The 17,950-nt window shown below is 47.1% G+C and carries 19 protein-coding genes; 3 read left to right on the top strand and 16 right to left on the bottom strand.

What is annotated here, in order from left to right:
- Positions 1-18 precede the first annotated feature (18 nt).
- Positions 19-174: a hypothetical protein gene (locus tag ATG71_RS23375; protein WP_179886522.1), complete on the top strand. Its 156-nt coding sequence runs from the start codon at positions 19-21 to the stop codon at positions 172-174.
- 75 nt (positions 175-249) lie between these two features.
- Here ATG71_RS23375 and ATG71_RS11775 read toward each other — a convergent pair whose 3' ends face one another.
- The 4 genes from ATG71_RS11775 to ATG71_RS11760 form a co-directional block, all read right to left on the bottom strand.
- Positions 250-585, bottom strand: coding sequence for a LapA family protein (locus tag ATG71_RS11775; RefSeq protein ID WP_098439764.1), 336 nt, complete (start codon positions 583-585; stop codon positions 250-252).
- A 15-nt stretch (positions 586-600) separates the two neighbouring features.
- Complete coding sequence (locus ATG71_RS11770) at positions 601-1,527, bottom strand: cation diffusion facilitator family transporter (protein ID WP_098439763.1); 927 nt, start codon at positions 1,525-1,527, stop codon at positions 601-603.
- Between the two features lie 103 nt (positions 1,528-1,630).
- Positions 1,631-3,895 carry a protein translocase subunit SecDF gene (gene secDF, locus ATG71_RS11765; RefSeq protein ID WP_098439762.1) on the bottom strand — a complete coding sequence of 755 codons (2,265 nt, stop codon included), beginning with the start codon at positions 3,893-3,895 and terminating at the stop codon, positions 1,631-1,633.
- A 130-nt stretch (positions 3,896-4,025) separates the two neighbouring features.
- Positions 4,026-4,346: a post-transcriptional regulator gene (locus ATG71_RS11760; protein WP_098439761.1), complete on the bottom strand. Its 321-nt coding sequence runs from the start codon at positions 4,344-4,346 to the stop codon at positions 4,026-4,028.
- A 125-nt stretch (positions 4,347-4,471) separates the two neighbouring features.
- On the opposite strand from ATG71_RS11760, the gene spoVB reads away from it, so the two are divergent.
- Entirely contained in the window at positions 4,472-6,022 is a 1,551-nt protein-coding gene (spoVB, locus tag ATG71_RS11755; protein WP_098439760.1) for a stage V sporulation protein B, read from the top strand.
- A gap of 46 nt (positions 6,023-6,068) precedes the next feature.
- Here the strand turns inward: spoVB and ATG71_RS11750 are convergent, their stop codons facing one another.
- Together ATG71_RS11750 and ATG71_RS11745 are read right to left on the bottom strand one after the other, a co-directional pair.
- A complete protein-coding gene (locus ATG71_RS11750) occupies positions 6,069-6,713 on the bottom strand; it encodes a DUF421 domain-containing protein (protein WP_286162988.1) in 645 nt (214 codons plus the stop codon).
- 69 nt (positions 6,714-6,782) lie between these two features.
- Entirely contained in the window at positions 6,783-8,078 is a 1,296-nt protein-coding gene (locus ATG71_RS11745; protein WP_098439758.1) for an ArsB/NhaD family transporter, read from the bottom strand.
- A 159-nt stretch (positions 8,079-8,237) separates the two neighbouring features.
- Here ATG71_RS11745 and ATG71_RS11740 point away from each other — a divergent pair, with 159 nt between their 5' ends.
- Entirely contained in the window at positions 8,238-8,609 is a 372-nt protein-coding gene (locus ATG71_RS11740) for a TIGR04086 family membrane protein (RefSeq protein WP_098439757.1), read from the top strand.
- A 68-nt stretch (positions 8,610-8,677) separates the two neighbouring features.
- Here ATG71_RS11740 and yajC read toward each other — a convergent pair whose 3' ends face one another.
- The 10 genes from yajC to safA all read right to left on the bottom strand — a co-directional run bounded on the left by yajC (position 8,678) and on the right by safA (position 17,821).
- Positions 8,678-8,947, bottom strand: a complete 270-nt coding sequence (gene yajC, locus ATG71_RS11735) for a preprotein translocase subunit YajC (protein WP_098439756.1) — start codon at positions 8,945-8,947, stop codon at positions 8,678-8,680.
- A gap of 45 nt (positions 8,948-8,992) precedes the next feature.
- Positions 8,993-10,159, bottom strand: coding sequence for a tRNA guanosine(34) transglycosylase Tgt (tgt, locus tag ATG71_RS11730; RefSeq protein ID WP_179886521.1), 1,167 nt, complete (start codon positions 10,157-10,159; stop codon positions 8,993-8,995).
- 19 nt (positions 10,160-10,178) lie between these two features.
- Positions 10,179-11,204 (bottom strand): tRNA preQ1(34) S-adenosylmethionine ribosyltransferase-isomerase QueA, encoded by a 1,026-nt coding sequence (queA, locus tag ATG71_RS11725; RefSeq protein ID WP_098439754.1) that lies wholly within the window; start codon positions 11,202-11,204, stop codon positions 10,179-10,181.
- Positions 11,205-11,243: 39 nt separating this feature from the next.
- Positions 11,244-11,450, bottom strand: a complete 207-nt coding sequence (locus ATG71_RS11720; protein ID WP_098439753.1) for a DUF2905 domain-containing protein — start codon at positions 11,448-11,450, stop codon at positions 11,244-11,246.
- Complete coding sequence (ruvB, locus tag ATG71_RS11715) at positions 11,447-12,448, bottom strand: Holliday junction branch migration DNA helicase RuvB (protein ID WP_098439752.1); 1,002 nt, start codon at positions 12,446-12,448, stop codon at positions 11,447-11,449. The genes ATG71_RS11720 and ruvB overlap by 4 nt, the downstream gene beginning before the upstream one ends.
- 27 nt (positions 12,449-12,475) lie before the next feature.
- Entirely contained in the window at positions 12,476-13,087 is a 612-nt protein-coding gene (gene ruvA, locus ATG71_RS11710; protein WP_060670823.1) for a Holliday junction branch migration protein RuvA, read from the bottom strand.
- 670 nt (positions 13,088-13,757) lie between these two features.
- Complete coding sequence (locus tag ATG71_RS11705; protein ID WP_094075151.1) at positions 13,758-14,306, bottom strand: intercompartmental signaling factor BofC; 549 nt, start codon at positions 14,304-14,306, stop codon at positions 13,758-13,760.
- A gap of 158 nt (positions 14,307-14,464) precedes the next feature.
- On the bottom strand, positions 14,465-15,202 hold the full coding sequence (locus tag ATG71_RS11700; RefSeq protein ID WP_098439751.1) for a YhcN/YlaJ family sporulation lipoprotein: 738 nt from the start codon (positions 15,200-15,202) through the stop codon (positions 14,465-14,467).
- A 104-nt stretch (positions 15,203-15,306) separates the two neighbouring features.
- Entirely contained in the window at positions 15,307-16,305 is a 999-nt protein-coding gene (locus tag ATG71_RS11695; protein ID WP_142953476.1) for a phosphotransferase, read from the bottom strand.
- Entirely contained in the window at positions 16,283-17,821 is a 1,539-nt protein-coding gene (safA, locus tag ATG71_RS11690; RefSeq protein ID WP_098439749.1) for a SafA/ExsA family spore coat assembly protein, read from the bottom strand. Before safA ends, ATG71_RS11695 begins: the two co-directional genes overlap by 23 nt.
- Between the last annotated feature and the right edge of the window lie 129 nt (positions 17,822-17,950).

Raw genomic sequence — 17,950 nt, 5'->3', positions numbered from 1 at the left:
CAGTGAAGAGGATGTAGGATGAGTGGACGTGGTTTCAAGATCGCCCTGGGTGGTAATCCAGCCGTTTTCGGTGAAAAACCAGCTGGAATCGGGAATAATTCAGCGGGTTTACGCCATTATCCAGCCGTAATGGTTGAAAATCCGGCCGAAATCCAACAGAATCCAGCCGAATGACATATTTATCTATAATCCAATCAAACGCCCCAGACCAAAACAAAAAAGCCCGGCGGCAACAGCCACCAGACTCATTTATTCTCCCACTTCCCCTACCGAATCGGGAGCGCGTTTTTTTAAGGGGATATCTTCGGTCTTTTCCTTGTGCATCCCTTCTGCCTGTTCCCGCAGCAGCATATTTTCCTTTTCAAGGGATTTGACCCTGCGCTGGACGACGAATAATCGGAACAGCCCTACGGAACCGATGATGATGCCGCCCATCAGGACAGAACCGAGTATAACTAATATAAGAGGCCAGTCTGATTCACCGAACAGATAATTGACGGTGACCGGGTCGACGTTGATGACGGCGAAAATCGATACGACCAATGCAAAGAAAATACCTAATAATAATGTCCATTGAAACTTCATAAGACTTCCCTCCCTTTAAGTTAAGTCTATTTGATCATCACTTTCTTCAGAAACAGGATTGAATGGATTGATATGAATGAATACATCATTCACATTGGATTCCTTCAGGAGCTTCTCTTTGACCCTCTTCCCGACACGGTGACCTTCCTCTACCGTCATGTAAGGATCGACGCTGATTTTCAAATCGATGATGACGTAGTGTCCGTGTTCCCTTGCATGAAGCTCGTTGATTTCCTTCACTTCCGGGACAGTCTCCACGATTTTCCGAAAAGGCAGTACATCCTCATCATGCATGACGTGATCGAGGGTCGTATGTATGGATTCCGCCCCCAGATGCCAGGCCATCCTGAGGACAAGCAGGGAAACGAATATTCCTGCAACAGGATCCGCATAAACAAGCCAGCCGATATCGAACTTCCCGCCAAGGATGGAAGCCGAGATCCCGACCAGTGCCGCGATGGAAGAGAACACATCCGAACGATGCTCATAAGCATTCACGATCAATGCATCACTCTTTAACCTTTTACCCAAACGATATTTGTATTGAAACATCGCTTCTTTCACGATGATGGAAAAAATGACGGCGTAAATCGCAATCGCTGTCGGCGGCGTGAGAGGGTGGAAGAAGGATTCAATCGATGATTTCCCTATTTCGATCCCTACAAGGAACAAAAGGACAGCCACGATGATTGCCGCTATGGACTCCGCTTTGCCGTGACCATAAGGATGATCCTGATCGGGTGGCTGCTTGGCAGCACGCAGCCCGATAAAGACGGCAAGGGATCCAGCTACATCCGATGCAGAGTGAACCGCATCGGCAATCAGTGCCCGGCTATTCCCCATGATGCCTGCCGCCCACTTGATCACCGCCAGTACAATATTGCCCACCACACCAACCATGGCAGCAAATTCCGCTTTCTTAAAACGATCCTCATGATTCATTCGCGTCGCCTCCCTTTTAACTCCTATTAGTGTAACCCAATGCCGTAAAAAAACAAAAAAAGACAGGTCCGGGAAGAAATACTTCCCGGACCTCTGATCGTTATTATACCTGCGGTTCATCCGACCACGTTTTCTTTTCTTTTACGGTCTTGATGGTTCCTTTTTTCTTCAATTCTTTCTTCTTCATCACGAGCCATACCTGTGAAGCGATGAATACGGAAGAATAGGTACCTGAAATCAACCCGACCAATAAAGCGATGGAGAAGTTACGGATCGACTCACTTCCGAAGATCATGAGTGCGATGACCGTGAACACGACAGTCAATACTGTATTGACTGAACGGCCCATCGTTTGTCTGATACTCTGGTTCACCACTTCTTCAATGTCCTTATCCGTCTTCAAACGACGTTTCTTATGAAGATTTTCACGGAGCCTGTCAAAGGTGACGATCGTATCATTGATCGAATAACCGACAATCGTCAGGACGGCAGCAATGAACGTGATATCCACTTCGAGCCTGGTCAGACTAAAGAATGCAATGATGAAGAATGCATCATGCAGGAGGGCAAGGATCGCACCCAGTGCCATTCTCCATTCGAAGCGGAGTGTGACATAAATGATGATCCCGACAGAAGCGATCGCCACTGCGATCATCGCGTTCTGTGCTAGTTCCTTCCCGATAACAGGAGATACGGTACTGATGCTCGGCTCAGCTCCATAAAGCTTGTTAAAATGATTCTTCAGTTTAGCGATATCATCCTTATTCAGGTCATCCGTATAGCGGACGACGGCAATGTTATCTTTGTCTCCCGAGATGACGACATCATCAGAAGGCAGTTTTATTTCTTTCAGTTCATCTTTGACCTGTTCTGTCTTCAAGCTCTGATCAGCCAGGATTTCCATACGGGACCCACTGACAAAGTCGATTCCGAGATTCAGTTTGAAGATGGCCAGGATGATGATCCCTGCTGTGATGAGTACCGCTGACAGGGTAAAGAATTTCTTTCTCTGCGCTGCAAAATCAAAGCGGTCAAAACGAGTAGGGAGATCCAGCGTATCGTAGTTCTCCGCCAGGTCCTTGATTTCGGATTTTTTGACCCCGAACCAGCCCGGCTTTTTATTAAAGATACGGCTGTTTACCCAAAGGCCGAGTAACAGTCGTGAACCCCATACCGCTGTAATGAAACTTATCAGGATACTGACAATCAGCATCGTTGCGAATCCTTTGACCGAACTTGTCCCATAGAAGAAGAGGACAGCCGCTGCAAGGATTGTCGTTACGTTGGCATCCAGGATCGTTAGGAAAGAAGATTTATTCCCTGCCTGGAAGGCCGAGCGTATCGGCTTCCCGACCCGCATTTCTTCTTTGATCCGTTCATATGTGATGATATTCGCATCGACGGCCATACCCACACCAAGGATGAGGGCTGCGATCCCCGGCAGGGTCAGGACCCCGTTCATGAGATCGAAAATCAACAGAATCAAGTAAATATAAACAGAAAGGGTGATCGTGGCGATCAGTCCCGGGAAACGGTAGTAGGCGATCATGAATAAGAAAATGATGGCAATCCCGATGATTCCCGCAGTCACTGTCTTATCCAGGGCCTGCTGACCGAATTGCGCTCCCACGGAAGTTGAATATTTCTCTTCCAGTTTGACCGGAAGTGCCCCTGCATTTAGAAGGGATGCAAGATTCTGTGCCCTTTCAACCGTGAAGTTCCCTTCGATGATGACTTCATCCGAGTTGATCGGCTTACTTACAGCAGGGTCCGAGATGAATTTCGGATCTTCTTTCCCCACTTCAGCTTTGTATGAATCTTTTCCTTCCTCGAAATCCAGCCAGATGACAAGCTGGTTCTGTGGATACATAGCTGAAATTTCCTTCGTTAATTCATAGAATTTTGAGCGGTCTTTCAATTTTAATGAAACGATTGGATTATTTTTGTCGTCAAACGTTTGTTTCGCAGATCCAGACTCAAGATCCGATCCGTCCAACCGGACTTTATCGTTCACATCGCGGAACGTCAGATTGGCTTGAGTGGAGAGGATTTCCCTTGCTTCGTTCTGGTCCTCGACACCGGCCAGTTGAACACGGATTCTGTTCCCGTCTTCGATTTGGATATTCGGTTCACTGACACCCAATACGTTAATACGCCTGTCGAGTGCATCGGCTGTATTGGCGACGGTCTCTTTCGTGATTTCCTGGCCTTTTTTGATCGGCTGAACTTCATAAAGAACTTCAAATCCGCCCTGCAGGTCCAATCCCAGTTTAATGTTATCTACAATACTCTTCGTTGTGCCTCCCATAGTACCTGCAAGCAATACCACAAGTATAAAGAAGGCAATGATTCGGCCACGCTTTACCATTATGTATAGATCCTCCTTGCCGTTTTAAAAAACCATACGAACTATGTGCTTCAAAAAGTAATATAATTCCTGAAAACTTCACCTTTCTCATTATCTATGAGAAAGAAATGAGTGTCAATTTCTTTTCGGGCTATTTTCCATTCTTATTCGGGCGAAGAAGCTCGTTCAGTTCATCTTCATTCACTTCTGCAAACCAATTGGGAGACCTGTACGCTTCGATTGTTTCAAAGCTCATATACTCACCGGGTTTGACCGTTAACACATCACTCACTAACTGAAAGAACTTTACATCCACTTCAGGCTTCTTCCATTTCTTCTTCGTTAAGTAGGACCATAGGCGGTCAGCGTCTGCCTTTCCGTATCCAAGAATTTCAAATTCTTCTACTTTGCTTACAAGCGCTGGTACTAATGATTCATAAAAACGATCGTAAGGATGCTGATTATTCTTCATTCCCCGTCCACCCCATTTGGGCTATATTCAGCCCGAATTGTTCACTACTTGTCATGCTTTGTCCACCCTTATGCATATACATCATTGTAAACGATAATACCAATTTTGAGAAGGCAGGGAATTTTATGTCAAAATTTCTGAAAGGCACCATGATCTTAATGATGGCCGCCTTTATAACTAGAATATTAGGGTTCGTGAACCGCATCGTCGTCGCCAGATTCATCGGGGAAGAAGGCGTCGGCCTGTTTATGATGGCTTTCCCAACCCTCATACTCGTCATCACCATCACTCAATTGGGGCTCCCTGTAGCGATCTCAAAAAACGTAGCCGAAGCAGAATCAAAAGGAGATATCCGGAAGGTAAAAAAAATATTGGTCGTCTCCCTTTCCATCACCGTGGGGCTATCTCTCATCTTCACCCCGGCACTCATCCTGCTCGCCCCCTATTTAACAGACGTCTTATTTACGGATGACCGGATCTACTATCCATTGGTGGCCATTGCCCCGATCATTCCGATCGTAGCGATCTCTTCGGTCATCCGCGGCTACTTCCAGGGAAGGCAGAACATGAAACCTTCCGCCTATTCACAAGTCATTGAGCAGGTGGTCCGGATTACCCTGATTGCCGTATTGACCAAAACCTTCCTTCCTTATGGGATTGAATACGCAGCAGCCGCTGCCATGGTGGCGTCGGTCCTTGGGGAACTCGCTTCCCTTCTGTATTTATTCGCAAGCTTTAAAGTAAAGAAGAAGTTCAAGATCCGTCGCAATTTCTTTAAATCGATCCGAAATGGACGGGAAACATTCAACGAACTCATGAGTGTGGCCCTGCCGGCAACTGGCAGCAGGATGATCGGGTCGATCGCCTGGTTTTTTGAACCGATCGTGGTAGCGAACAGTCTTGCCCTTGCAGGAGTGGCAGCAGGGATGGCGACGAAACAGTATGGCTCCTTGACGGGATATGCCCTTCCCCTTCTGTTTCTTCCATCATTCGTTACCCTTTCCTTGTCGCAATCCCTTGTTCCGGCCATCAGTGAAGCCAACTCTCAAAAGAATTTCACCTTAATCGAACACCGGCTTCAGCAGGCCCTCAGGTTCTGTTTGATCACCGGCGGGATATCCGTCGTCATCCTCTACGTTTATGCAAAGCCGCTCATGCAGGTCATGTATGGGAATGAAAACGGGGCAGGCTTCTTGATGATCATGGCCCCTTTCTTTTTATTTTATTACTATCAAGGGCCATTGCAGGCTGTGCTCCAGGCATTGAACCTGGCAAGGGCCGCCATGATCAACAGCCTGATAGGAGCCGTGGTGAAGACCGGCGTCATCTTTGTCCTCGCCTCACAGCCGGCTTTTGGCATCAACGGGGCGGCTCTCGGGATCGTCACCGGATTCCTCCTCGTGACCCTGCTTCATTTTTTGACCATCCTGAAATATATCCCGATGACGATTTATGCCCGGGATTACGTAAAGACGGTGTTAGTCCTGTTGATTACCGGAGTATGGGGACACTTTTCTTATCTTTACTTATTTGATGGTCAGTCCACCGTATTCCGCTTGCTATTCGGCGTCCTGACTTCGACGGCTGTTTACACCGTACTCTCCATCACCCTCAAACTCATCGTGAAAAACGACCTTGCCAGGATCCCATTCATCCGGCGATTCATCACTCCATAGTCTCCCCAAATGAAAATACTCCTTAACATGATGTTGAGGAGTATTTTTATTTGTTTTTTTCATCAATGTAAAATTGCCCGTTTTGGAAGCTGCAGAAGGAGATTTCGTGTACGTTTTTGAATCCGCGTTCTCTCAGTTCTTTCCGTAACCAGAAGGACGTTTTTCCGATCATATCGAGATGGGTGGTTTGGACCTGTCCATCGAGGATCAGGGGCAGCGTCAGGGAATGCGGGGTCTTTTTATCTTTCTGAAGGACAGATAGTTTCCCCGATGGCTCTAATATCGCAAATTCGACATCTGCCAGATTGAAAATATCTTTTTCCCTTAATTGAAGAAGCAGATCATCATAATTATAGCGCTGTTTCTTCATGGCTTGGTCGTCGATTTTTCCGTTATGGATAATGACGGTGGGTTTTCCGTCCAATAATTCCCGAAAAGACTTAGATCTGAGGGAAAACCAGGCAAACAGGATCTGGACGAGGACGATGATCCCCATGGGCAGCACTGTATGAATGATGGGATCCTCTGGTTCTTCGATGGCCATGACCGCCATCTCGGCAATCATCATGAATACGACCAGATCCAGGATGCTCAGTTCCCCGATTTCCCTTTTCCCCATGATTCTGAAAATGAAAATGATCATTACGTAAAGAAAAAGAGTGCGTAAAATGATGATGAAATATTCCTCCACTACTTTTCCCTCCCATACACATGTCATTATGTAGTATCGACAGAAGGAGAAAATAAATCGGAGGAATTTTTATCCACCCATGAACGGTCGGATGTATTTGAAGTATACATATACGGTGGAAACGGCAAGGGAGATGACGGTGACAGGAATCCCGATCAGTAAGTACTGATGGAATTTGATATGTACATTTTCCTTTGACGCGAGTCCGGCAATGACCAGATTCGAAGAAGATCCGAGAAGTGTACCATTCCCACCAAGGCATGCACCCAGTGCCAATGACCACCATAAGGGATCCATATTGACCATCCCGAATTCACCGAATTCCTGGATGACGGGGATCATGGCTGCAACAAACGGAATATTATCGACTACAGCTGATAATAAACCTGTTCCCCACAAGATCACAAAGGCCGTTTTCTTCATATCCCCATCCGTCGCCCGCAGGATTTCACGTGCGATTTCATCTATGAACCCTGCCTCTTCAATCCCCCCGACCAGGAGGAAGAGGCCCATAAAGAAAAAGAGTGTCCCCCATTCCACCTCTCTCAAAATCTTTTCCGGAGGATGAATTTTCTCGAGGAGCAGCATAAGGAGAACTGCACCGGCAAGCGATACCGTCGTCACGTCAAGATGGAATACCGGATATACGGAAAAGCCCACCAATACGAGGGCAAGTACAAACAGAGACTGAAAGAGCCCATTGTCCCTCTTTAAATATTCCTCGGGCTTGATGCCTTTCAGAAGCAGTTTCCTGTCTTCTTTCACGTGGAGCACTTCCTTGTATACCACACACATAATCAAAAGCGTCACGGCGTAAACCATCAGAACAACCGGTAACAGATTTTCAAGGAAGCTATTGAATGTAAAGTGCTTCACGGCCTGGCCGATCATCATGTTTGGCGGGTCACCTATAAGGGTTGCCGTCCCGCCGATGTTACATGCCAGGATCGTCATGATCAAGTAGGGGATGGGCGGAAGTTCTAGGAGCCTGGTCAATTTGAACAAGATCGGAACGAGCAGCATAGCGATCGTCACGTTCGCCAAAAACGCAGAACCTACCGCCGCCAGGAAGGAAAACAAAACCAGGAGAGCGAGCCCGTTCCCGTTCACCCATTGGGCGATCCGAATGGCGACATACTCAAATATCCCCGTTTTGCTTGTGATGGTGACAATCAGCATCATGGAAAACAGAAGCGTGATGGTTTTCCAGTCGATATACGTAAATAGCGCCTTTTCAATGGGAAAAGCCCCGATCAGAAGCATGGCTACCCCACCGGCCATGGCAGCAAGGACGCGATTCCATTTCTCTGACATCAATAAGATATAAACCGAAACGAACACAATCAATACGATCATCGGAGACATGGTCACAGCCCTCCTTCTATAGGAAGTTTCATACTAGTCTATGAGGCTTGACCATATAAAATTTCTAGTCTTTTTTACCATCGCGATGAATATGCTTGTACTAATACGGAATAAAATTATTGATTTAGAAGGGAGAGGACCGTCATCGAAGCAAAAAAAATGGGTGGTGCCGTTCTGTACGGAACCACCACCATATTTGTCATAGCGATTGCCGCAAGTTTATTGTTTTCTTTGCTGCTCCGTTTTACGGATCTTACTGAAAACTCCATCACACTGTTTGTCACGATCATTTCATTTCTTTCTTTGTTTGTTGGAGGATTTATGTCTGGTGGAAAAGGAAAGACAAAAGGCTGGGTGCTTGGTGGTTCGACAGGACTCATTTACACACTCGTCATTTTCTTATTTCAATACCTGGGGTACGATAGCCTGTTTTCAATGGAACAGCTCATCTATCACGGCTGCTATATCCTGACGGCCATGATGGGGGGAATCCTCGGTGTAAACATGAGTGGCGGTCCGAGGGAGGGCTAGTCCATCACATACTAAAAAAGGGTCCCTCTTCCACGTGCCTTGGCACATGGAGAGAAACCCTTTTTTTATTATACCTGTTCTGCTCTGATGACTTCCCTGATCGCATTACGATCATATGTAAGACGGCTGCCGTCACCACACAGGATGACTACTTTACCTTCTTCGATAGCATCGATTGATCCGTGTAAACCGCCGATCGTGATGATTCTATCACCCTTCGCAAGCTCATTTTGCATTTTTGAGACCGCTTTTTGACGCTTTTGCTGAGGACGGATCAGTAAAAAGTAAAACAGAACGAACATTAATATCAAAGGTAGTATTGTTCCTAAACTTCCCATTCTTTTTCCCCTCCTTTCAAGTACATTATTTATTGTTATGCTTTTTTAGAAGTTTTTCGCATCAGGACGGTTGAAGCCATACTGCTCGAAAAATTCTTCCCTAAAGTCTCCTAGACGATCTTCACGAATCGCTTGTCTGACTTGCTCCATCAATTTTAACAGAAAATGAAGATTATGATAAGTCGTAAGGCGAATTCCGAACGTTTCGTCACATTTAATCAGGTGACGGATATAGGCACGGCTATAATTCTTACACGTATAGCAGTCGCAATTCTCATCGATAGGCCTGAAATCCCTTGCATACTTTGCGTTTTTCACGACCAGACGGCCTTCACTTGTCATAAGGGTCCCATTACGGGCAATGCGGGTCGGAAGGACACAATCGAACATATCGATTCCGCGTATCGAACCATCGATCAGTGAATCCGGCGATCCGACACCCATCAGGTAACGGGGCTTATCCGACGGAAGATGCGGCGTGGTGAAATCAAGCACGCGATTCATGACGTCTTTAGGCTCCCCGACAGAAAGTCCACCGACGGCATAACCAGGGAAATCCATGGATACCAGGTCGCGGGCACTTTGCTTACGAAGCTCTTCGTATTCCCCACCCTGGACGATACCGAATAATCCTTGATCCTGAGGGCGCTCGTGGGCTTTTAAACAACGCTCTGCCCATCGCGTGGTACGCTCTACCGAACTCTTCATATACTCATATTCCGCAGGATAAGGTGGACATTCATCGAACGCCATCATGATATCAGATCCCAGGGCATTCTGTATCTCCATCGCTTTCTCCGGGCTTAGGAAGAGTTTATCCCCGTTCAAGTGATGACGGAAATGGACTCCTTCTTCTTCGATCTGGCGAAGCTTACTCAAGCTGAACACTTGGAAACCGCCTGAATCGGTCAGGATGGCGCGATCCCAGTTCATGAATTTATGAAGGCCGCCCGCTTCCCTGATGATTTCATGACCTGGACGTAACCATAGATGATACGTATTACTGAGGATGATGCCGGATTCCATGGATTTCAGATCCTCCGGGGACATCGTTTTTACCGTTGCCATGGTGCCCACCGGCATGAAGGCAGGCGTTTCGAATGAACCGTGTGGCGTATGGACCCGGCCCAGTCTGGCACCGGTTTGTTTACATGTTTTAATGTGTTCATATGTTATTGCAGTCAACTTGGGAATTCTCCTTCCAATTTCCATTGGGTTTTACAATCGGTCATTATTTAATCAACATCGCATCTCCAAAGCTGAAGAAGCGGTACTTCTCTTTAACGGCGGTTTCATAGGCATGCATCACGTTGTCCTGCCCCGCAAAGGCGCTGACCAGCATGATCAGGGTCGACTTCGGCAAGTGGAAGTTGGTGATCAGCCCATCAATCCCTTTAAACTCATAGCCTGGATAAATGAAAATATTCGTCCAGCCATTCTCTTCAACAAACGTCCCATGCTTGGATGCAATGGTTTCCAGAGTGCGGGTGGAGGTTGTTCCGACTGTTATGATCTTGCCTCCATTTGCTCTTACCTCATTCAAGAGGCGTGCGGTCCCTTCCGATACCTGATAGAATTCGGCATGCATATCATGATCCTCAATCGTCTCGACGGAAACCGGCCTGAATGTTCCGAGTCCCACATGGAGGGTGATGAAAGCGATGTGTACACCTTTTTCCTTCAGCTCTTCCAACAGTTCTTCCGTAAAGTGGAGACCTGCAGTCGGCGCCGCCGCTGATCCCCTTTCCCTGGCAAACACCGTCTGATAGCGGTCCTGTTCTTCCAATCGTTCACGGATGTACGGCGGCAGCGGCATTTCACCCAACTCATCCAATACTTCGTAAAAGATCCCCTCATAGCGGAATTCAAGGATCCTTCCACCGTGATCCTTCAAGTCAACGCAGGTTGCCCTTAATTTGCCATCACCGAAAACGATCTCCGTACCGACACGGATCCGTTTTGCCGGCTTCACAAGTGTCTCCCACTTGTCACCATCCTCCTGCTTCAGAAGGAGCACTTCAATATTGGCACCTGTATCTTCTTTTTGCCCAAAAAGACGGGCCGGCAGAACTCTTGTGTCATTCAGGACGAGACAATCCCCTTCCCCGAGGTACTCGGTGATCTGTTTGAAACGGATATGCTCCATGGAACCATCTTCTTTATCCAATACCATCAGCCTGCTCTCGGAACGGTTCTCAAGAGGAGTCTGGGCAATCAATTCTTCTGGTAAATGAAAATCAAAATCTTCTACTTTCACAGTTCGTCACCTGGCTTATGTAAATCTCACTCATGAATCCTATTTAAATCTCCCGAGGAAATAAAAGACAACGGAAAGTATAACACTTATCAGAATAGAAGTCATAAGTGGAAAATAAAATGTCGCATTTTCTTTTTTGATGATGATGTCACCCGGCAGCTTCCCTATTTTGATGAATTGCATAAGGAAACCGATCACTAAGATGATCGCGCCGATGATCATGACTAATTTAGGCAGCCCTGTCAATTATCCGGCACCTCCAATTGGAAATGGTCATACACAAGATGAGTGACGATCCTCCCTCTTGGCGTCCGCTGGATGAATCCAATCTGCAAAAGGTACGGCTCATACACATCTTCAATCGTATGGGACTCCTCCCCGATGCTTGCTGCAATCGTATCAAGTCCAACAGGTCCTCCCCTGAATCGCTCGATGATCCCTTTAAGAAGCTTATGGTCGATATGATCGAGACCGAGTTTATCGACCTGGAGAAGTTCAAGGGCTTCCCGTGACAGGGTCGTGGTGATATCCCCATTCCCCTTCACCTGGGCGAAATCCCTTACTCTCCTGAGCAGCCGATTGGCGATACGCGGGGTCCCTCTTGATCTCCGCGCCAATTCTTCAGAAGCCGTCGCTTCGATCTTCGTGTTCAAAATCGCCGCTGTCCGCTGAACAATTTCATTCAATTGTTCTTCATTATAATATTCCAACCGGCATAAAACACCAAATCGATCTCGAAGGGGAGCCGATAAGGCACCGGCGCGGGTCGTCGCCCCCACCAGCGTAAAAGGCGGAAGATCCAAACGGACAGACCGTGCACTGGGACCATTCCCGATGACAATATCCAAACAGAAATCTTCCATTGCTGGATAAAGAACCTCTTCGATCGCCCTGGGCAGCCGGTGGATTTCATCGATGAACAACACGTCACCAGGCTCAAGTGCCGTAAGGACGGCGGCCAGGTCTCCCGGTCTCTCGATGGCAGGTCCTGAAGTGGTGCGCATGTTCACACCCATCTCATTGGCAATGACCGTGGCCAGGGTCGTTTTCCCTAATCCCGGCGGCCCGTAAAGCAGGACATGATCCAGGGTCTCCTGTCGCATCTTTGCCGCTTCGATGAAAACCTCAAGATTATGCTTAACCTTATCTTGTCCAATATATTGTTTTATTGTCTGAGGACGCAAGGAATATTCAAAGGAATCTTCATTTAATTCCGATTCTCCTGATACGATTCTGTCTTCCATAGAGACTTCCTCCTTTCATAGCAGTCCTTACTTCAAGAGAAGCTGAAGGGCTTTCCTGATGATTTCGTCTGACGAATGCCCTTCCCCTTTCAGTTTAGGGGTGATTTTCTTTATTTCGCGTTCAGAGTAGCCCAGGGCTTTAAGGGCAAGGATGGCTTCATCGAATGCCTCATCCTTGCCAAGGGACACTTCCGCCTCCTCATGATCTGAGAACAGGCTTGGGAAGTAATCAGGCACAACATCCTGCAGCTTCCCTTTTAAATCGAGGATCATCTGACGGGCCGTCTTCTTCCCTACACCAGGGAACTTCGTCAGGAAGCTTTCATTCTCTTCCTCAATGGCCGTTATCACCTGCTGGGGGGCACCTGAAGCGAGTATCGCCAGGGCTCCCTTCGGACCGATCCCCGACACATTTAATAGTTTCATAAAGAGGAGCTTCTCTTCGATGGCAAGAAACCCGTAAAGGGCGATAAGATCTTCCCTCACATGCTGATATGTAAAAATCTGAATCTCTTGATTTTGATATTTTGAATACACAAATGGATTCGCCGTATACAACTGATACCCGATTCCATTATTCTCCACCACAACATACTCGGGACCCACTTGACTGACCGTCCCTTTTATATACTCATACATTCCATTCTCTCCCCATATATACCACTACTTGGTCTTTCATCTACATTTTCAAAAGACTACTTTGGCAAAGATTGATATTTTTGATTATAGAATCTGCCTGTGCTCTGTCAATTAAAGTGCGCTGGATGGTGAGGGGAACCGCTTCGCTTTCCGGCGGACGAACGGCCGAGCCTCCTCAGCTTCGCTTCCGGGGTCTCGGCACGCCCGTTTTTCCGCAGGAGTCTTCGCAGTTCCCCTCACCATCTTTCAAGAGTTTTTTCGTGACAGAGCTAAAAGGTCTTTTTCAAATGAAAATAACCTCTTCCCACCCTATAAGAACATTTGCTTAGACAGTTGATTGAAGCGGAAGGTGCTCGACTCCTGTGGGAAACGCTGGACAGGTGAGACCCCACAGGGCTTTAGCCCGAGGAGGCTCACCGCCAGCCCCACGGAAAGCGAGCACCTGGAGCGGAAATCAACCACTGCTTGCTCATCTAGATATCAATTAACCTTACGAAAAGGACCTATTCAAAAAGACATATAAAATCTATTGTATCATATCACTATTTGATGGGATGGGAAAGGGAGACTAAAGAGAAACACCTGTTCTTATTTTATCAAAGAATGCGGGGATTGGGCAGAGGAATCTATAAAATAAAAAACCAGTGGCATATGCACTGGTTCTTCGCTGTTATTTTGGGACGGAGTAGGGTTTATATTGTTCGAGCACCTCTTCATACTCCTGTTTCGACTTAATGGGGATGCCTTTGACGAGATCATCGTGACGCTTGCTCTCAAGCTTCCCTACATCGATCTGGAAGAAGGATTGAATGATTTCCGCCTGTCCGGGTCTGCCGTTAAAGATGGACAGTACACCCTTATCCGATATACCGAAGTAGCCATTGGTCTTAAGGAGGGGTGAAATATCATCCATTTTCTTCTGGAACACGATCTGTTCTTCCGTCATATCCATCAGCTGCCAGTCATCATACGCAGCCCAGAAGTCTTCCATGCTCCAAATCGTTTCCTGCACGATTTCCTCACTCACTTCCCCGTCCAGATACACGCGTTCCAATATAACCGTGACCGTATGGGCGGACGCAACCTCAGCAGGGGTTTCGTTCAGCATCTCCAGGGAACTGCCGTCTGCAGCCTGTTTTTCCTCTGTATAAAAAAACGTGAAATAAAACGCACCGATTAACAACAGCACCATAAACACGATTCGAACCTTCATCGTCATCGTGATCACCTCGAACTTGATTTATGTAACGCTCTATCCACTAGTCTTACCAAAGCCTGTTAAGAATATCCAACCTGCCCCAAACTTTTTAGGGACGGACCTCTCCTACAAAAAAAGACTACTCAAGAGCGTTCACTCTTTAAGTAGTCCATCCTTGTTTATCGGTTGATGCGGTCCTTCACCGACCGGAACATATCGTGCATGTCGAAGTTGAGAGCGTCCCTTGGACCACCGTCGCGTAAATCATTATCGATGTTCCTTACCCGGCTGAAGGTTCCCTCATCCGTCACCACTGAAACCGATCTTCCGTTTAGATAAGGCTGCACGGCTTTTTTTACACGTGCTTTCGTTTCCTCGATCTTACTATGGTCATCCAGCTCAATGGCTATGAGGACGTCCGAACCATAGGCGACGGCACGAACGTCACTGACGTTCTCCACCTTCCCCGTCACCTCGCCAATCTTCTCGGCGAGATCCCCTTCATAGGCTGTATAATAGGATCTTCTTGCAGTTCGGGTATTATCATCAAGATGTCCGTGATAATTCGCATCCCCGTGACTCGCACGGGCATCCCTTGCCAGGAAGTTCTTGTCATAATCAGCAAGCGGCCGGGACGGGTTCTTCGGATTTCCATTCTCGTCCCTCACTTGAAGGAACTGGCGTTTTTTTTGACGGATATCCTGCCCTTCTTTTCCGGCAGAGTGATCATACATTTCAGTCAGAGGTCCGTCCCTCTCGTCCCTGTTGTCCCCGCCATGTCCATCGTTGGAGTAGAAGCCGAGTGGCTCGTAGGAGTCTGAGTAACGATCTTGAGCTTTTTCTTCTCCACTGTTACATGCAGCAAGACCCAGGGTCATGACGGCTGTTAATGGTACCATGAATAATCGTTTATTCAAGTTACGTTTCCCCCTTCAACCCGATACTTGAGCATTTTTTCTGCTCACCATTAGGTTGTGAAAGGAGATTCTCTTTCATTCGGGTCAATGTTTGGAGACATCCCCTACAATTGGGTATTGATCCTTTTCACTTCTCCGTGCAATTCTTGATTGAATTGCATCCGCTGGGAGAATTGCTGAATCGTCAAGTTCGTTAAATAACCCCATACACGCTGTTTGTACGATTGATCTTCCCTGATGAATCGGTTCCACTCCCTGAATACATCGGATGGATACATCAATCCGATGTGAAAGATAAGGTGATCGCGATAAGTATGGAAGTGTTCCATTTTTTTGATATCACTGAGGGACCAATTTAAATAAGGCAAAATCCGATTGCAGTACTGCAGGTCGTCCGTTATTTCCGTGGAGAGTGACATAAGATCAAAGTCGATCAAATAGACAAGCCCGTTCTTTCCCCTTAAGAAATTATGATGCGCCACATCTCCATGAGTGATGCAGTCACCATATTCATGGATGCCCACCGATTTCAATTCTTTTAGTGCCCATTTCCCCCACTCTAAATACGTATATAAGTAATACGGCTGAATGAATGCCTGCAAATAGGGGAGATTATATTGAAACTGCATCAGCCGTTTTTTCCATTTCTTCAGCCAGTTATAATGAGGAATCTCTTCTGTCCATGAACCACGGATTGTCTTTGAAACAGCATGAAACTTTTTCAATACGTGCAATGCATCATCCCTGTCAGCCGCCTGGTCGTAATGAATGGCCCTCGACGTGTCCAGCCACATCGTAATACCGATGGGGGATCCTTCAAATAATAATAGCTCCCGTTCATGAATGGGATGAAATGGCAGGACATGATAAAACTTTTCCCTTAATAGGGTTGAAATCAGCCGTTCCTGCAAGAGGAACTTTGATTGATTGGGAAATCGTTTGACGAACCATTTACTCCCATGGCTTTTCAGTACCCATTTCCCTTCTTTGATCGTTTTCAGTGATGCCCCGGGATCCTTTAATTTATATTGCAAAAAAGAAAGGAGACGATGTGAATAATCGTCCCCTCGCGCATGCATCTTATCCCTCAAAATCATCGTCATTGAAATTCGGCATGCTAAATGCTCTTGGACCAAACATTCCCGGTGATCCCATTTGCATACCCTGGCCTTGAGGTCCCATCGGCATCCCCTGAGGGCCCATTCCCATTCCCTGACCTTGAGGTCCCATCGGCATTCCTTGACCAGGCATTCCCTGACCCATCATTCCCGGACCGAAGCCGTATGGCTGCTGCATTCCTTGAGGCATTTGCTGCGGCATCATCGGTTGATGCATCATTTGACCATATTGTGGTCCACCACATCCGCAATCCCCCTGGTCACTTGCTCCCATCACATTGGATGGCTGACCCATAGGCGTTTGATACTGTGCTCCCATCACATTGGACGGTTGGCCCATCGGCAGTTGATATCCGCCCATGGAAGGCGACTCATCCGACATCGCTCCCTGAACCTGGCCTCCAGGTCCCATCGGATACCCGCCCGGCATACCGCCGCCTTGGAATCCTGGTCCCGGCATGACCGGGGAGACCGGATAGCAGTTCTGTGGATACGGCATGTATGGAGCCTGTTGCTGCGGCATTTGAACCGATGGGAAGTTCTCTTCTGATGCACCCATCACTCCTGACGGCTGACCCATCGGCTGCTGCATCGGCATTTGCATCGGTTGCTGCATATGCATCGGCATCTGCATTGGCTGCTGCATCGGCATTTGTCCTTGAGGCATATACGGCATAACAGAGGACGACTCTTCGTCATATCCCATTTGCGGCATCATCGGCATGTTCTGCATTCCTGGCATCGATTGAGCTCCTTGAACCTGACTGCCAGGTCCCATAGGCATCCCTTGACCCATTGGCATTCCTTGCCCCATCGGCATCCCATAACCTGCTCCCGGATGCATTCCATGCGGCGGACAGAATCCTGATCCTGGCATGACCGGTGATACAGGTACGCAATTATTCGGATTATAATACATAGGCTGGGTGTTCCCTCCTTGTGGTTGTGATGGCATTTGTAAGCTTTCTTCTTCTTGAACACCTTTTACGGCTTCTTGTTTTGGTTTTGGCATCGGCTTTGGCTGTTCTTTTGCTTTAGGGAGTACGTTGGTAGGTTTAGGCGGTGATTTAGGTTTTGGCATTGGTTTGGCCTGTTGCTTCGGCTGCTGCACTTGCATGTTTGCCATATTCATCATGTAATAGTTGTTAATGTCAATTTCAGGAACAACTGGTTTCGGCATTTTTGGTGCAAAAGGCTTTTGTACTTCTTTCGGCATTTCTTTCTTTGGTTCTTCGACCGGCATGGCCATAGGCTTCTGCTCTTTGAATGGATGCTCTGCTTTAGGCATCTCCTTCATCGGCATCTCTTTGGATCCGTATTTGATTTGTGTCTCTTTCTTTACGGTTCCGCCTGTAGTCGGCACTTTTATTTTCATGCCGGGCATGATCATATCGGGATTTGAAAGCTGGGCATTCATCTGTTTTAATTCTTCGAAATTCACGCCATACTTCTTGGCGATCTTCCAAAGAGTATCCCCTTTTTGAACGATATGGATTTTCACTCTTTTTCCCTCCTCAGGCATAAGTCTATATATCCTATGACAAGATAGGCAAATTGCTAATCATCTACATAAAAACTTATGAGATATGAAAAAAAAATATACCGTATCCTTAATGGGTACGGTATATTT

The sequence above is a fragment of the Bacillus sp. es.034 genome (genome assembly GCF_002563655.1).
Classification (GTDB): Bacteria; Bacillota; Bacilli; order Bacillales; family Bacillaceae_B; genus Rossellomorea.
Note: the sequence above shows the minus strand (reverse complement) of the source record. Positions and strands in the feature narration are given on the sequence as shown.

Excerpts from the sequence above, each read along its gene's own strand:
- ATG71_RS11740 (WP_098439757.1), top strand. The coding sequence starts at position 8,238 with ATGGGTGGTGCCGTTCTGTACGGAACCACCACCATATTTGTCATAGCG.
- ruvA (WP_060670823.1), bottom strand. The coding sequence starts at position 13,087 with ATGTATGAGTATATAAAAGGGACGGTCAGTCAAGTGGGTCCCGAGTAT.
- spoVB (WP_098439760.1), top strand. The coding sequence starts at position 4,472 with ATGTCAAAATTTCTGAAAGGCACCATGATCTTAATGATGGCCGCCTTT.
- ATG71_RS23375 (WP_179886522.1), top strand. The coding sequence starts at position 19 with ATGAGTGGACGTGGTTTCAAGATCGCCCTGGGTGGTAATCCAGCCGTT.
- yajC (WP_098439756.1), bottom strand. The coding sequence starts at position 8,947 with ATGGGAAGTTTAGGAACAATACTACCTTTGATATTAATGTTCGTTCTG.
- ATG71_RS11745 (WP_098439758.1), bottom strand. The coding sequence starts at position 8,078 with ATGTCTCCGATGATCGTATTGATTGTGTTCGTTTCGGTTTATATCTTA.
- ATG71_RS11770 (WP_098439763.1), bottom strand. The coding sequence starts at position 1,527 with ATGAATCATGAGGATCGTTTTAAGAAAGCGGAATTTGCTGCCATGGTT.
- ATG71_RS11775 (WP_098439764.1), bottom strand. The coding sequence starts at position 585 with ATGAAGTTTCAATGGACATTATTATTAGGTATTTTCTTTGCATTGGTC.
- ATG71_RS11760 (WP_098439761.1), bottom strand. The coding sequence starts at position 4,346 with ATGAAGAATAATCAGCATCCTTACGATCGTTTTTATGAATCATTAGTA.
- ATG71_RS11695 (WP_142953476.1), bottom strand. The coding sequence starts at position 16,305 with ATGACGATGATTTTGAGGGATAAGATGCATGCGCGAGGGGACGATTAT.
- tgt (WP_179886521.1), bottom strand. The coding sequence starts at position 10,159 with ATGGAAATTGGAAGGAGAATTCCCAAGTTGACTGCAATAACATATGAA.
- secDF (WP_098439762.1), bottom strand. The coding sequence starts at position 3,895 with ATGGTAAAGCGTGGCCGAATCATTGCCTTCTTTATACTTGTGGTATTG.
- ATG71_RS11705 (WP_094075151.1), bottom strand. The coding sequence starts at position 14,306 with ATGACGATGAAGGTTCGAATCGTGTTTATGGTGCTGTTGTTAATCGGT.
- ruvB (WP_098439752.1), bottom strand. The coding sequence starts at position 12,448 with ATGGAAGACAGAATCGTATCAGGAGAATCGGAATTAAATGAAGATTCC.